Source organism: Streptomyces chengmaiensis (assembly GCF_029846775.1).
Classification (GTDB): domain Bacteria; phylum Actinomycetota; class Actinomycetes; order Streptomycetales; family Streptomycetaceae; genus Streptomyces; species Streptomyces chengmaiensis.
Window position 1 is genome coordinate 1 of sequence record NZ_JARWBG010000094.1, and the last position, 14,669, is coordinate 14,669.

Consider the following 14,669-nt stretch of genomic DNA (forward strand, 5'->3'; position numbering starts at 1 on the left):
ACTGCCCGGCCCCTGGGGCGCCGCGGTGCGCGAGGCGGCGGTGCGCGGTGCGCGGGGGCTGCCGGAGGCGCTCGACGAACTGGCGGCGCGTGAGTCGGCGCGGCTCGGCGGGCGGCCGCTGCGCCCGGCGTGGTGGCCGGCCGCGGTGCTCGGCCAGGCTTCGATGACGCTCCTTCAGTTCTTCGGCGGGCTCTGGCTGACGGGCCAGATCGTCGGCGTTCTGCAACCGGGGCTGATGGCCCCGGTGTCGGTGATGCTCGCCGGGATCGTGGGCGGTCCGCTGATCGAATGGGCGTGCGCGGCGGCGGTGAAGGGGCCCGCGCGGCGGTACGGGCAGGACGCCGGACGGCGGCTGACGGAGGCGGCCGCGGCGTGCGGCAGGGCGCGGGTCCTCGACCCGGTCGCGGCGGAGCTGATGCGCTACCGGGAGGTGCGGGAGCAGTACGCCACGGTGTGCGGCAGCGGGGTGATGCTCGGCGGGCCCGGTGTGCGGGTCGGCGCACGGGCGAGCGGGCCGGCCGGACTTCGGCCGGCGGTCACGCCCGGGGCCGCGCCGCAGGGCCTGGCGCGCACCTCCGGCTGACCCCGGTGCGTGCCCGGGCTCCGGTGCGTGCCCGGGGCTTGGGTGTGCGGCGCGGGTGTGCGACGCCGCGGGGGTGCCCGCTGCAGGGTGTGCGCGGCTCCCTCGCGCGGGTGACGGACTTGTCCACAGCGGCCGCGCTGTCCACAGCCCCCGGCGAGATCCTCCGAGCGGCATCAGCATGGACTCCGTCAGCACGCGCAATGCACGGGGGGAGAGCGCCATGAACGACACCATGGTGACGGTCGTGGGCAATGTCGCCACGAATGTGGAGTACCGGGAAACGGCGAGCGGGGGGATGGCGCGATTTCGATTCGCCGTGACGCCGCGCCGCCGGGACCGGCAGAGCGGAAGCTGGTCGGACGGGCCGACGAGCTTCTATACGGTCTTCGCCTGGCGGTCCTTGGCGATGAATCTGGCCGGATCCGTCGGTGTGGGGGAACCACTGCTCGTGCACGGCAGGTTGAAGGTAAGGGAAGAGGAACGGGACGGTCGGCAACGAACATTCGTGGACATTGAAGCGGTTGCGGCCGGTCACGACCTGACACGCGGCACGACAGCGTTCCGACGCCCGGTGAAGGGGGAGTCACCCCAGGTGACGGAGGCGGTGCCGACTCCGGTGCGGTGAAGGCGAGTTGGGGAGATTTGTCGATATGGAAGCGCTGAAAGAGGTGAAGTGGGGACCATCATGGGGCGCGTGGGATAACGATTCTGAGTCGGAATGGTTATCAGACGGTAGGACTGGCCACCGTGCTGTGCCGTCCTCTCTAGGCTTTCCGCGGTACTCGCGGTACCTGCGGTACTCGCGAAAGTTACGGGGCACTTGAGTCTGCTGGCGAGGCACTCCCCCACGCGTCACACGTGATAAGCCTCGCCCGGAGGGGAATTCTGTGTTTGGTGTGTTCTCTGCGTCACGTGTACGCAGGCGGAGCGCTGCTCGCCGTCTCACCGCCGGAGCCTTGATCTCCGGGCTGCTCGCGGCTGGTTCCATACTCGGCGGCGCGGGTGCGGCCGCCGCCGACGACGGCGTCCAGCACCAGGGTGGGGCGGTCGCCACCCTCGACGGGCTGAAGACCTACGACAAGGCCGAGCTGCACGCGGACGGCAAGACGCAGCAGATCCCCGCGGGCCTGTTCGAGATGACGGTCGACGGCGGCGGCCGGCTGAAGACGTACTGCATCGACATCCACAACCCCACCCAGGACCAGGCGAAGTACCTGGAGACCCCCTGGAGCCAGACGTCGCTGGGTGACAACGACGACGCGGGCAAGATCCTGTGGATCCTGCAGAACTCCTACCCGCAGGTCGACGACCTGGCCGCGCTGGCCCAGAAGGCCGGCACCGGTCCGCTGACGGAGAAGACCGCTGCGGCAGGCACCCAGGTGGCGATCTGGCGCTTCTCCGACGACGCGGACGTCACGGCCGTCGACGCGCAGGCCGAGGCGCTCGCCGACTGGCTGGAGAAGGAGGCCAAGGACGTCAAGGAGCCCAAGGCCTCCCTCAGCCTGGAGCCGGGCGCCGTCTCGGGCAAGCCGGGCGAGCGGCTCGGGCCCGTGACGGTCAGCACCGACGCCGGTCAGGTCGCGGTCACCTCGCCCGCCGACGCCGCCGCCAGCGGAGTCAAGGTCACCGACGAGGCGGGCAAGCCCGTAACCTCCGCGGTCAACGGCTCCAAGCTGTACTTCGACGTCCCCGCCGAGGCGGCCGACGGCTCGGCGACGCTGACGGTGCAGGCCACCACATCGGTGCCGGTGGGCCGGGCGTTCGCCGGCGTCACCAAGAGCCAGACGCAGATCCTGGCCGGGTCCAGCCAGTCCACGGTCTCCGCGCAGGCCACCGCGACCTGGGCGAAGACGGGCCCGATCCCGGCGCTGTCGGCCGAGAAGAACTGCGCCGAGGGCGGGGTGGACATCACCGCCTCCAACAAGGGCGACGAGCCGTTCGAGTTCGAGCTGATGGGGGTCAAGCACTCCATCGCGGCCGGTGACTCCCGCACCGTGACCGTCCCGGTGGCCGAGGACCAGGCGTACGACTTCACGATCACCGGCCCGGCCGGCTTCAGCAAGACGTTCAAGGGCGTCCTGGACTGCGAGACCGCCGGAACCCCCGAGCCGGGTCCCGAGACCCCGTCGTCCCAGCCCAGCCCGGCCACGGCCGGCGGCGGCTCGGGCACTCCGCAGGACGGCGACAACCTCGCCGAGACCGGCAGCTCCAGCGCCACGCCGGTGATCGCGGGCATCGCGATCGTCCTGGTGCTGGTCGGCGGAGGCGCGGTCTTCTTCCTCCGTAGGAAGAAGGCGGTCGCCGGGGAGTAAACCCCCCCGCACACAAGGTGACGGCCCCGGTACGCCCCGCACAGGCGCACCGGGGCCGCGCCGCACCCCGGGCACGGAACCGGTTTTCGTCAGGGGACCGGCGTCAGGCAAGATGGGTGTATCTCTGCCCACCCACTTTCTTGCCGGACGGTTTCTCTTGGCTGAGTACATCTACACGATGCGCAAGACGCGCAAGGCGCACGGCGACAAGGTCATCCTCGATGACGTGACGCTGAGCTTCCTGCCCGGTGCGAAGATCGGTGTGGTCGGCCCGAACGGCGCCGGTAAGTCCACCGTGCTCAAGATCATGGCCGGTCTTGAGCAGCCCTCCAACGGCGACGCGTTCCTCACGCCCGGCTACTCGGTCGGCATCCTGCTCCAGGAACCGCCGCTCGACGAGTCCAAGACGGTCCTGGAGAACGTCCAGGACGGCGTCGCCGGGATCAAGGGCAAGCTCGACCGGTTCAACGAGATCGCCGAGCAGATGGCGGTCGAGTACACGGACGCGCTGATGGAGGAGATGGGCAAGCTCCAGGAGGACCTCGACCACGCCAACGCCTGGGACCTCGACGCCCAGCTCGAGCAGGCCATGGACGCCCTGGGCTGCCCGCCCGGGGACTGGCCGGTGACCAACCTCTCCGGCGGTGAGAAGCGCCGCGTCGCGCTCTGCAAGCTGCTGCTGGAGGCCCCCGACCTGCTGCTGCTCGACGAGCCCACCAACCACCTCGACGCCGAGTCGGTGCAGTGGCTGGAGCAGCACCTCGCCAAGTACGCCGGCACCGTCGTCGCCATCACGCACGACCGGTACTTCCTCGACAACGTGGCCGAGTGGATCCTGGAGCTCGACCGAGGCCGCGCCCACCCGTACGAGGGCAACTACTCCACCTATCTGGAGAACAAGGCCGCCCGCCTCAAGGTCGAGGGCCAGAAGGACGCCAAGCGCCAGAAGCGGCTCAAGGAAGAGCTGGACTGGGTGCGCTCCAACGCGAAGGGACGGCAGGCCAAGTCCAAGGCCCGTCTGGCCCGTTACGAGGAGATGGCCGCCGAGGCCGAGAAGACCCGGAAGCTGGACTTCGAGGAGATCCAGATCCCGCCGGGCCCGCGTCTGGGCAATGTCGTCGTCGAGGTCGAGAACCTGAACAAGGGCTTCGGCGAGAAGGTCCTCATCGACGACCTCTCCTTCACCCTGCCCCGCAACGGCATCGTCGGCGTCATCGGCCCGAACGGTGCGGGCAAGACCACGCTGTTCAAGATGCTCCAGGGCCTGGAGCAGCCCGACTCCGGCACCATCAAGGTCGGCGACACCGTCAAGATCTCCTACGTCGACCAGAGCCGCGAGAACATCGACCCGAAGAAGACCCTGTGGGCCGTGGTCTCCGACGAACTGGACTACATCAACGTCGGCCAGGTCGAGATGCCGTCCCGGGCGTATGTCTCCGCCTTTGGCTTCAAGGGCCCGGACCAGCAGAAGCCGGCCGGGGTCCTCTCCGGAGGCGAGCGCAACCGGCTCAACCTGGCGCTCACCCTCAAGCAGGGCGGCAATCTGCTGCTCCTCGACGAGCCGACCAACGACCTCGACGTGGAGACGCTCTCCTCCCTGGAGAACGCGCTGCTGGACTTCCCCGGCTGCGCCGTCGTCGTCTCCCATGACCGCTGGTTCCTCGACCGCGTCGCCACGCACATCCTGGCGTACGAGGGCGACTCCAAGTGGTTCTGGTTCGAGGGCAACTTCGAGTCGTACGAGAAGAACAAGATCGAGCGTCTCGGCCCGGACGCGGCCCGTCCGCACCGGGCCACGTACAAGAAGCTGACCCGAGGCTGAACCGTGGCCAGGCACTTCTACAGCTGTCCCCTCCGCTGGTCGGACATGGACGCCTTCGGGCATGTCAACAACGTGGTCTTCCTCCGCTATCTGGAGGAGGCGCGGATCGACTTCATGTTCCGGCTGGCGCCGGGGAACGGCAGTCCGTCGTTCTCGGGCGGGTCCGTGGTGGCCCGCCACGAGATCGAGTATCTGCGGCCGCTGGTGCACCGGCACGAGCCGGTCGCCGTCGAGTCCTGGGTGACGAAGATCGGCGCAGCGTCGCTGACGATCGCGTACGAGATCAAGGACCCGGACCAGGTGTACGTACGGGCCTCGACCGTCGTCGTCCCCTACGACCTCCAGGCCGGGCGGCCCCGCCGGATCTCCGCGGAGGAGCGGTCCTTCCTGGAGCGCTACATGGACGAGGCCGCCGAGGCTGCCGAGTCCGCCGACGCCACTGAGATTGCTGACGCCACTGAGTCCGCCGACGCCGCCGAGGGTGCTTTCGCCGCATGACCGCACCTGTGCAGAGTCTGCACTTCGCCGACGCGAGGGAGGCGGAAGACCTGTCCGCCTTTCTCGCCCGGCTGCTCCACTACGACCGCGCCGCCGCCGTCCGCCTCCAGGCCGGGGGCGGCGCGCTCGCCGTTTTCGGCCGCCCGCCGTCCTTCGAGGTGCTGGCGATCCGTACGGCACGTCTGAGCCACCCTGTCGAACTGGACGTCACCGTCGCGGCGGGCGAGCTGCTGGAGTCGCTCGGGGGCCCGGAGATCGCCGTGCCCCCCGCCGTCACCGGACCGGCATGGGCGGGGGTGCTGCCGCCGCGCGGCGGCTGGCGTGAGATGCCCGGACTGCCCGACGCCGCCGAGATGCGCGGGGCGGTGGCGACCGCGGTCGCCGAGTTCCGCAGGCGCGACGAGGCACTGCCCGCCGAGCGCCGCACCCGCGCGGAGCGCGATCGCATCGGCCGGGAGATCTGGTCCCGCGGCATCGGCCCGACCGGGCTGCCGCTGCGCGCCGTGCACGCCGCGCAGTCGCTGGGCTTTCTGCGGCCCGGCGTGCCGACAGCGCTGCTGTCGGCGGGGTCCTGGCTGCGGCTGCGCACCCCCTTCGGTTCGGTCGCCGTCCGCACCAGCGGCCTCGGCGGGCTCAGCGTCACCCCCGTGCGCCCCGTGTGAGCGCACGAGCGCCTGCTTGAGCCGCGCCTGACGGGGCAGAGGCGGCTCATGGCGCATCGTGCATGCGGCAGCGCCGTGCGCAACGCCGAAGCGAGCATGAGCAGTTAGAAGCGAGCAGAAGCGAGCAGAAGCGGGCGGAGGCCAAAGCCACGGTGCGGCGGATGTGGGGCGCGGATGGCGTCGACGGACCGGGCCGGGACCGCCGTGCAGTCGGTGGACCGCGCCGTGAGCGTGCTCGAGACCCTCTCCCGGCACGGGGAGGCGGGCGTCACGGAGGTCGCGGACGAACCGGGCGTGCACAAGTCGAGCCCGCCGAACGTGACAACCCGTCAGGGCCGCCCGTCATCCGGCCAGACGCCGATGTGGTCCTGCTCCAGTTCCAGTGCCACCCGGTCCCGCATGCCCAGCGCCTCGGTGTAATCGGCCGGAAGCTGGAGCCTGCCCGCCCGGTCCAGCATCGCGTACTCCCGCGCCACCACGGACTCCAGACCGGTCTCCGCGTCGACCTCCGTACGCCGCAGCACCTCCGAGGACGTGCGGCCGTCCCGGATCGCCACCGTGCGCCGCACCTCGACCGCCACTTGCTGGTCATGGGTGACGAGGCGGTCAGCAGGACCGCGAGAAGTCCGGCCGCGAGCAGCAGGCGGTGCGCCCGCACCCGCAATAAGACAAACCCCGTCACCTTCCCCCGCCCCCCGTGGCTCTGCGTCCCCCGCTGCCGTCCGAAGATGCTTGCAGAGGACACGGGCCGGTGGAAACCGCCTGCCGTGCGTCCTTGACCTGATCGTGACCGTTATCCGACGGCGGATGCCCGGATTGCGACACCGTGGGCCGTGTCGGCGACGGCGGCGGGCAGGTCAGTCAGCGGTGTTGACCATCGAGGCGGCCGCGTAGGTGAGGTAGTTCCACAGCTGCTGCTCGTGCTCCTCGGAGAGGCCGAGCTCGTCGACGGCCGCCCGCATGTGCTTCAGCCAGGCGTCGTGCGCCGCCCGGTCGACGGTGAAGGGGGCGTGGCGCATCCGCAGCCTCGGGTGGCCGCGGTTGTCGCTGTAGGTGCGCGGTCCGCCCCAGTACTGCATCAGGAAGAGCACAAGCCGCTCCTCCGCCGGACCCAGATCCTCCTCCGGGTACATCGGCCGCAGCAGCGGGTCCTCGGCTACTCCCTGGTAGAAACGGCGCACCAGGCGTCGGAAGGTCTCCTCGCCGCCCACCTGCTCATAGAAGGTCTGCTCCTGAAGCGTGCCGCGTGGAATCTTGTTCACGCACTCCATGCTCTCAGACGCCCGCAGCATGCAGTCCCGGTCGACGAAGGCCGCTCGGCCTTCCCCGGTCCGGCGAGGGCGGGGCAGCCCGGTTGCCCCCGCCCGGCTGCCCCGGCCCGGCTGCCCCGGCCCGGTTGCCCCCGCCCGGCTGCCCCGGCCCGGCGGCCGATGCGCGACGCCGTGGGGCTTCGGCCCGACGCCTCGGGGCGAGGCGACCTCCACGACCTGCGCGCACCCAGGGTCTGTAGTAGTAGTGGAAGTGCTGCCTGTGAGGACGGATGCGGGGCCCTCAGATCTTTCCCGGACATGCGGCCGTGAGCCCGCCATGAGCCCCGAAGCGATTCCGCCGGGTGCGGTTCCCGCCCGGCGCCGCGGGCCTCCGGGCGGGAAAGGCAGGTCCCATGCGACTCATGGTCGATCTCAACCGCTGCCAGGGCTACGGCCAGTGCGTTTTTCTCGCCCCGGAGGTGTTCTCCCTCCATGGCGAGGAGGCCCTGCTGTACGACGCGGCGCCCGACGAGGGCCAGATCGAAAGGGTCCGCCGCGCCGCGGCGGCCTGCCCCGTCCAGGCCATCCTCCTCGAGGAGGGGCCGAGGGCCGGACTCGGCACGGAGGCCGACCGTGACCGGGCGTGACGGCCGGATTGTCGTCGTGGGGGCGTCGCTGGCCGGTCTGCGGGCGGCGGAGACGCTGCGCGAGGAGGGGTTCACCGGTTCGCTCACCGTGGTCGGCGAGGAGCGGCACGAACCGTACGACCGGCCGCCGCTCTCCAAGCAGGTGCTGCTGGGCAGGGTTCCCCCGGATCATGTGGCGCTGCCCGCGCGGCGTCCGGTGGACGCCGACTGGCGGCTGGGCGTGCGGGCCACGGGGCTGGACCTGGAGAAACGGCTGGTACGTCTGTCCGACGGCGCAGACCTTCCCTTCGACCGGCTGCTGGTGGCGACCGGCGTGCGGGCCCGGCCCTGGCCCGACGAGGCGCAGGCCGCGCTGGACGGCGTCGTCGGCGTGCGCACCCTCGAGGACGCCCGGGGCCTGCTGGAGCGGCTGGAGGCGGGGCCGCGGCGGGTGCTGGTCATCGGCGCGGGCTTCACGGGTTCGGAGATGGCCTCGGTGTGCCGGGAACGCGGTCTGGACGTGGTGGTCGCGGAGCGCGGCGGCGCCCCGCTGATCGGGGCGCTGGGCGGTGTGCTGGCGGAGGTCGCCGCGGATATGCAACGCGCCCACGGTGTGGACCTGAGGTGCGGGGTCACCGTCACCGCGCTGGAGGGCGACGGGCGGGGAAGGCTGGCCCGGGCCCGGCTGTCGGACGGCGCCGCGCTGGACGTCGACGTCGCGGTGGTGGCGCTCGGCGCGGTGCGCAACACCGAGTGGCTGGCGGGGTCCGGACTGGCGGCCGGGCCGCGCGGCGTGGCGTGCGACGCTGGCTGCCATGCGTTCGATCTGAACGGCGTCGTCACCGACGACGTGTTCGTGGCCGGGGACGTGGCCCGCTTCCCGCACCCCGTGTACGAGTACCAGCTGCTGGCGCTGGAGCACTGGGGGAACGCCGTGGCGCAGGCCGAGGTGGCCGCCCACAACATGGTCAGCCCCGGGGTGCGCAAACGGCCTCACCTGTCGCTTCCCGCTTTCTGGTCCAGTCAGTTCGGCGTCAACATCAAGTCCCTCGGCGTCCCGTCGTTCGCCGACGAGGTCGCCGTGGTTCAGGGATCCGTGGGGGAACGGCGCTTTGTGGCCGTCTACGGCTACCGGGGCCGTGTCACGGCCGCNTCTACGGCTACCGGGGCCGTGTCACGGCCGCGGTCGCCTTCGACCAGGCGATGTGGCTCGACTTCTACGGCCGTCTGATCGAGGCCGCCGCGCCCTTCCCGCCCGGATTCGACACCGTCGGCCGGCCCGGGAAGCCGGAGGTCCTGCCGGCGGACGTCCCCGACCCGGCGGTCCTCAGCCACGGTCCCACCGTGGCCGTGACCGGTCACCTGCCGGACGAACGGAGGGTCACCCTCCTTGAGGCCGCCCGGCTGACCGCGGCGGACCAGGCAGCCGCGTACGGACGAGGCAGCCGCATACGACAGGCCGAGGAGGCGACCCATGACCACGGAAACGCTGCTCCGGCGGATCACCGACTACGGCAATCGCGCGGACCCCTACCCGTTGTACGAGGAACTCCGGGCCACCCCGGTGGCCCGGCAGGAGGACGGCACCCGTCTCGTCGGGACCTACCGCGAGATCCTGCACCTGCTGCACGACCCGAGGATCAGCTCGGACCTGCGAAACCGCCGTCACCGGGAGGGGGCTGCGCCGGACGACGAGGACGCCCAGGGGCTGCCGCCCGCCTTCCTGAAGCTCGATCCGCCCGCCCACGACCGGCTGCGCCGGCTGTTCATGCGCCACTTCGGGCCCCCGCACAGCCCTCGGCGGGTCAGCGCACTGGGCGAGGAACTCCCCGGCATCATCACCGGGCTGGTCGACGGCCTGGCCGGCAGGAACCGGATCGACGTCGTCGACGACTTCGCCTACCCCTTCCCGGTGACGGTCATCTGCCGTATGCTCGGCGTACCGCGGGAGGACGAGCCCCGCTTCCACGTCTGGGCCGACGCGGTCGTGGCGTCCATCGCCCCCGGACCGGAGGAGAACCCGGGCGAGCGCCGGCGAGCCGGTCAGCAGGCGAAGGCCGAGATGGGCCTCTACATGAGCGGACTCATGGCGGACCGGCGCGGCAGCCCTCGGGACGACATGCTGTCCGGCCTGGTGAACGACGACGGTGCGGACTCGGGCGTCGAGCCCGTGGAACTGGTCACCAACTCCGTCCTGCTGCTCGTCGCCGGACACGAGACCACGGTGAACCTCATTGCGAACGGCATGCTCACCCTGCTGCGCAATCCCGAGGTCCTGGCCGACCTCCGTGCGACCCCTGCCGCGATGCCGCAGGCGGTGGAGGAGCTCCTGCGGTTTGAACCTCCGGTCCATATGCTGACGCAGCGCACCCCGCTGACCGACGTCGAGATCGCCGGGGTCGTGATCCCCGAAGGCGTGCCGCTGTCCCTGGTCCTGGCGTCGGGCAACCGGGACCCGCAGCCCTTCACGGACCCGGACCGGTTCGACCCATGGCGCCCGGACAACCAGCACCTCGGTTTCGGCGGCGGGGTCCACGGCTGCTTCGGGGCGCCGCTCGCGCGCCTGGAGGCGCAACTCGCCCTGACCGAGCTGATCCGCCGGCTGGACAGCCCCAGGCTGGCCGCGGACCCGCCCGAGTACCGGCGGAACCCGGTGCTGCGAGGCCCCCGCCGGCTCCTGGTCGACTTCGACGGGATGAGGCCGTGAGCGCGGGAGCCTGGGCGTCCCGTGCACCGGGCGCCGGGTGACGCCGCGTGCGCCTGGAGCGGTCCTCGCCCGGCAGCGGCTGCCTGCCGGCGGAGCGGGCAAGTGCGCGCCGCGCCGAGCCCGGCGCGGTGTGGCGCGGTGCGGTGTGACGCGGCGTGGTGTGACGCAGTGCGGTGTGGCGCGGTGTACGGGGACGTACGGACCCGGCGTCTCCCACCGGGACTCTCGGCTGCCGATACACGGTGCTCGCCTCTGCGGCGTCCCCGCAGGACAGTGGTGCCATGGACGCATCCGCAGACCGCTTCGCAGGGCCCGCGGCCGCCGCGCGCCGAGCGCTCGTGCGGCGGCTTACGGCCTCCGGGGAGCTGCGCGACCCCGGCTGGCGGGCGGCCTTCGAGGAGGTCCCGCGCCATGTGTTCGTGCCGTACTACTTCGCCGGGTTCCCAGGCTCGTACGAGCGGCTGTGGTGCGAGGACCCCTCCCCTGCGCGGCGGGAACGCTGGCTGCGCGGCGTGTACGCGGATGTGTCGCTGGTCACGCGCGTACGTGACGGGACGCTGCTCTCCTCCAGCAGCCAGCCCTCGGTGATGGCCCGCATGCTCGAGGAACTGCGGGTGCGGGACGGCTGCCGCGTCCTGGAGATCGGCGCGGGCACCGGCTACAACGCGGCGCTGCTCTGCCACCGCCTCGGCGACTCTCTGGTGACCACCGTGGACCTGGATCCGGACATCGTCGAGTCGGCCCGCGCGCATCTGGCGGCCGTCGGCTACCGTCCGGCGCTGATCATCGCCGACGGGGCGCGCGGCTGCCCCGAGCGCGCGCCCTTCGACCGCATCATCTCCACCTGCAGCCTGGCGTCCGTGCCATGGGCCTGGCCGGAGCAGTGCCGGCCGGGCGGGCGCATCCTGGCCCCGCTCGCCACCGGTCTGATCGCCCTGGACGTGTTCGACGACGCGGAGCACGGGCGCATGGCCCAGGGCCGCTTTCTGCGCACCCCCGCGCACTTCATGCCGCTGCGCGGCGGCCCGGCGCCCCGCAGTGGCGTACTGCCCCGCAGGGCCGTCAAGAACGATCTCTTCCGTTTCCTGCTGAACCTGACCGAGGGCAGTCTGGACCCCCAGGAGGCGCTGTCCCTGTGGGAGCGCGAGCGGCGCCCGGAGCGCGACCGCTACGGAGTCACCGTCTGCGGCGGCCGCCAGTGGTCCTGGCTGGACGACCCCGAGGGCCCGTACGCCTGGCCGGTCGGCCCGCCCCAGCCGCCTTCCGCCGTGGCGAGCAGTCGCGGCAACTAGCCGCGGCGGATCGTGATCGTCGTCCACGCGCCGACGTGGACCCGGTCGCCGTCGTTCAGCGGCACCGGCACATACGGCTGGATCGGTTCCTCCGCGCCGTTGAGCGTGGTGCCGTTGGTGGAGTTCTGGTCGACGACGGCCCAGGAGCCGTCCGGCTGGTGCACCAGCACCGCGTGCTGGTGGGACACGCCCGGGTCCTCCGGCGGAACGGAGAGGTCGATGTCGGGGGACTCGCCCGTCGAGTGCCTGCGGCGGCCGACGGTGATCTGGGCTCCGGTCAGCGGCAGATGCTGCTCCGGTGAGTACCCGGGCAGATTGAGGCCCTCCGCCTCCGGGCCGCTGCGCTGCATCATCGCGAAGAAGTACTCGCGGTCGGGGCCGATGACCGCGGTCCAACCGGAGGGCGCGGGGTGCTGACCCTGCGGCCCGTGCTGACCCTGGGGCGCATGGTGACCTTGAGGTGCCTGGTGACCCTGAGGCGCGTGGTGACCCTGAGGCACCTGGTGGCCTTGGGGTCCGTGCTGCGGTGCAGGGGGAGCCTGCTGGGGCTGATGCTGGGGCTGGGACTGGTGCTGCGGCGGCTGAAGCACCCAGTCGTCACCGCCGCCCGTGTGCTGCGGCTGCTGGAAGGCCTGCGGGGCGGGCGGCGCGCCGTGCTGCTGGTAGCCGCCCGGGGCGGGCGGCGGCGCCGGCGTGGGCGACAGCGGCTCCGCGGGCCGGTTGAGCTGCGAGGGGCGTGAGGCGTGGTAGTCGTACGCGGGCGGCTGCTGGCCCTGCGGACCGGGCCCGGGCGGAGGGACGGGCGGTGCGGGCTGCGGCTGCTGCGCCGGCTGGGGCTGCCCCGGCGGCGGGGACTGGAAGCCGGGCGGGAGGTTCAGCCCCGAGGACTGCGGCGGCGCCGCCGGCGTGTAGGAGGTGGCCGTCTGGGTGAGGAAGTTGTAGCGGCACTCCTCGCAGAAGGGAGCCGCGGCCTCGCGCGGCGTGCGGCACTGAGGGCACAGCTCCGCCTGCTGTGTGGCGTGCGGGTCGCCGGGCCCGGGGTAGCCGTAGCCGGGCTCGGGAGGCGGCGGAAAGCCCCCCGCCGGAGCGCCGGGTCCGGCCATACGGTGGCCGCAGACCTCGCACCAGTCGTCGGAACCCGACTGGTGTCCGTTCGGGCAGGTCGGCATGTCGGCGCGTCCCCCTCTCCTCGTCCGGCCCGCGGGCCGTCGCTCAGGTACTTCTTCGCAGGTGTTTCATGCCCCGCTTTGACCTGATTATCTATTTACGCGAACGGTCTTGGTGGAACGCGTCTCGAGGGTCATCTCGTCCGCCTCCGCCGCCTTCGCCTTCAGTCGCACAGTACCTGCCGCCGCGTCGACGATGTCCACCACCTTCGAAAGCAGTTTCGCCGTGTCATCGTTTCGCGAGTCCGCGGCGAGCTGCACGGCGCGGCCCAGCCTGGCCGTCGCCCCGTCGCCCCGTCGCCCCGTCGCCCCGTCGCCCGCCTTGCGGGCGGCCAGGCCCTGTTGGATGGCCAGAGCCAGCTCTGCCTGGCCCGTGTAGTGCGCCACCTGGGGGTTGATCGTGGTCGAGGCGGCCATGTCATCCGTCCACACCGCCCGTACGAGCCCCTGGGAGAGCACCTCGGGTGTTCCGCCGCCGGCGGCCGGGCGGATCAGCGAGGCCCGCGCGGCGAGCATCTCCTGCCCGATGTCCGCCGGAGGCACCCGTACGCAAATGTGGTAGTCCCGCGACTCGTCGCCCCAGGAACCGGTCGGTTCCGCGCCGGCGGGCGTCCACAGCCGCAGCTGAGGTGTGCGGCGGGCAGGCCGAACCTGCCCGTCAGCGATCCACGGCGAACGGCAGGACGGCCACCGTCACATTGTCGTGGCCGCCGCCGTCGAGGGCGTGACCGACCAGCATCTGGGCACTGTGCAGCGGGCGGTCGGCCGCGTCCGCGGGGACGGCCCGGGCCATGTCCTCCGGCGCCTCCGCGTAGTTCCACAGGCCGTCTGTGCAGACCACGACCACTCCGGACCGGTCCGGCTTGAACGACGCCGTGTGCGGGTCAAGTTGGCCTGCGTCCGCCCCGAGCCAGCCGGTGATCGCATGGGCGCGTGCGTCGGCGTATGCCTCCGCCTCGCTCATCAGACCCGCCGCGACCATCTGGGCGGCCCAGGAGTCGTCCTCGGTCAGCCGGGCGGCCGGTCGGCTGCGGTCGTCGGGCACCCAGTACACACGGCTGTCGCCGACCCAGCCGACCACCAGCAGCCCGTCGGCCGCGACCGCCCCGACGAACGTGCAGGCCGGCGCATTGCCCGAGCCCCGCCGGCTCGGGTCGTGCTCCAGCGCCTCGCCTTCTGCGCCGGGCTGGACGGCCAGACGGTCGACGGCCTGGGCGGCGGCCAGGATCGCATCGTGCATGGCCTGCCGGGGGTGGGCGCCGCGCGGCAGGGCCTCCAGCAGCAGTTCGCCGGCTGCGCTCGCCGCGGCGGCGGACGCCTCGTCCGGACGGGAGGCGGAGGAGACCCCGTCGCAGACGATGGCGACCACGGCGGGCGATCCGTCGGGCAGCGCGGTGGACGACACGGCGAACGCGTCCTCGTTGCGATGGTGCCGCAGCCCCCGGTCGCTGACGGCGGCGACCGAGCCGAGCTCCTGCTCCAGATGGTCCCGCTCGCGGGGCTGGGCATGGCCGCAGTTCTCGCAGTACCCGTCCGTGTCGACCCGTCCCGCCCGGCAGGCCACGCACCTCTGCGCGGTCTCCGCCGAGACGGGCGGCGCCGCGGGCGGCACGGTCCGAGGATCCCGCTGCGCCGCGGTCTGCCGTGCGGTCTGCCGTCCGGCCGGGACGTGCGGGGCGGCCGGCCCGCGCCCCACGTGCGCCGCCCGGGCGGCGCCGACAGCGGAGCCGGCCGCGGCGGGGGCGGCGCCC

At 72.3% G+C, this 14,669-nt stretch carries 11 protein-coding genes and 5 pseudogenes; 11 read left to right on the plus strand and 5 right to left on the minus strand.

Annotation, left to right across the window (positions count from 1 at the left end; translation table 11 throughout):
- The 7 genes and pseudogenes from QCN29_RS35470 to QCN29_RS37285 all read left to right on the plus strand — a co-directional run.
- Window positions 1-583, plus strand: a pseudogene (locus QCN29_RS35470) (ATP-binding protein); the annotation flags it as partial.
- Between the two features lie 220 nt (window positions 584-803).
- Complete coding sequence (locus QCN29_RS35475; RefSeq protein WP_279933350.1) at window positions 804-1,208, plus strand: single-stranded DNA-binding protein; 405 nt, start codon at window positions 804-806, stop codon at window positions 1,206-1,208.
- A 271-nt stretch (window positions 1,209-1,479) separates the two neighbouring features.
- Window positions 1,480-2,895, plus strand: a complete 1,416-nt coding sequence (locus QCN29_RS35480) for an LAETG motif-containing sortase-dependent surface protein (RefSeq protein WP_398860644.1) — start codon at window positions 1,480-1,482, stop codon at window positions 2,893-2,895.
- A 157-nt stretch (window positions 2,896-3,052) separates the two neighbouring features.
- On the plus strand, window positions 3,053-4,717 hold the full coding sequence (gene ettA / locus QCN29_RS35485) for an energy-dependent translational throttle protein EttA (RefSeq protein ID WP_279933353.1): 1,665 nt from the start codon (window positions 3,053-3,055) through the stop codon (window positions 4,715-4,717).
- A 3-nt stretch (window positions 4,718-4,720) separates the two neighbouring features.
- Window positions 4,721-5,215 (plus strand): acyl-CoA thioesterase, encoded by a 495-nt coding sequence (locus QCN29_RS35490; RefSeq protein ID WP_279933355.1) that lies wholly within the window; start codon window positions 4,721-4,723, stop codon window positions 5,213-5,215.
- Window positions 5,212-5,877, plus strand: coding sequence for a hypothetical protein (locus QCN29_RS35495; protein WP_279933356.1), 666 nt, complete (start codon window positions 5,212-5,214; stop codon window positions 5,875-5,877). The genes QCN29_RS35490 and QCN29_RS35495 overlap by 4 nt, the downstream gene beginning before the upstream one ends.
- Before the next feature lie 174 nt (window positions 5,878-6,051).
- A pseudogene (locus QCN29_RS37285) lies at window positions 6,052-6,186 on the plus strand (helix-turn-helix domain-containing protein); the annotation flags it as partial.
- A 20-nt stretch (window positions 6,187-6,206) separates the two neighbouring features.
- On the opposite strand, the pseudogene QCN29_RS35505 reads toward QCN29_RS37285, so the two are convergent.
- Window positions 6,207-6,479 (minus strand): annotated as a pseudogene (locus QCN29_RS35505) (ABC transporter ATP-binding protein); the annotation flags it as partial.
- Between the two features lie 255 nt (window positions 6,480-6,734).
- The gene (locus QCN29_RS35510) at window positions 6,735-7,139 is read right to left on the minus strand and encodes a globin (protein WP_279933357.1); all 405 of its coding nucleotides are present in this window, start codon (window positions 7,137-7,139) and stop codon (window positions 6,735-6,737) included.
- Between the two features lie 401 nt (window positions 7,140-7,540).
- Between QCN29_RS35510 and QCN29_RS35515 the strand changes: the two genes are divergently transcribed.
- The 4 genes and pseudogenes from QCN29_RS35515 to QCN29_RS35530 all read left to right on the plus strand — a co-directional run bounded on the left by QCN29_RS35515 (window position 7,541) and on the right by QCN29_RS35530 (window position 11,752).
- Window positions 7,541-7,774, plus strand: a complete 234-nt coding sequence (locus tag QCN29_RS35515; RefSeq protein ID WP_279933358.1) for a ferredoxin — start codon at window positions 7,541-7,543, stop codon at window positions 7,772-7,774.
- Window positions 7,761-9,145, plus strand: a pseudogene (locus QCN29_RS35520) (NAD(P)/FAD-dependent oxidoreductase); the annotation flags it as partial. The gene QCN29_RS35515 and the pseudogene QCN29_RS35520, both read left to right, overlap by 14 nt.
- Window positions 9,146-9,227: 82 nt before the next feature.
- Entirely contained in the window at window positions 9,228-10,460 is a 1,233-nt protein-coding gene (locus QCN29_RS35525) for a cytochrome P450 (RefSeq protein WP_279933359.1), read from the plus strand.
- 281 nt (window positions 10,461-10,741) lie between these two features.
- Window positions 10,742-11,752 carry a methyltransferase domain-containing protein gene (locus QCN29_RS35530; protein WP_279933360.1) on the plus strand — a complete coding sequence of 337 codons (1,011 nt, stop codon included), beginning with the start codon at window positions 10,742-10,744 and terminating at the stop codon, window positions 11,750-11,752.
- Here the strand turns inward: QCN29_RS35530 and QCN29_RS35535 are convergent.
- The 3 genes and pseudogenes from QCN29_RS35535 to QCN29_RS35545 form a co-directional block, all read right to left on the minus strand.
- On the minus strand, window positions 11,749-12,921 hold the full coding sequence (locus QCN29_RS35535) for an FHA domain-containing protein (protein WP_279933361.1): 1,173 nt from the start codon (window positions 12,919-12,921) through the stop codon (window positions 11,749-11,751). The genes QCN29_RS35530 and QCN29_RS35535 overlap by 4 nt on opposite strands.
- Window positions 12,922-13,008: 87 nt before the next feature.
- Window positions 13,009-13,542, minus strand: a pseudogene (locus QCN29_RS35540) (hypothetical protein); the annotation flags it as partial.
- A 34-nt stretch (window positions 13,543-13,576) separates the two neighbouring features.
- Window positions 13,577-14,669, minus strand: a 1,093-nt coding sequence (locus tag QCN29_RS35545; protein ID WP_279933363.1) for a PP2C family protein-serine/threonine phosphatase, incomplete at its 5' end; no start/stop codon positions are given.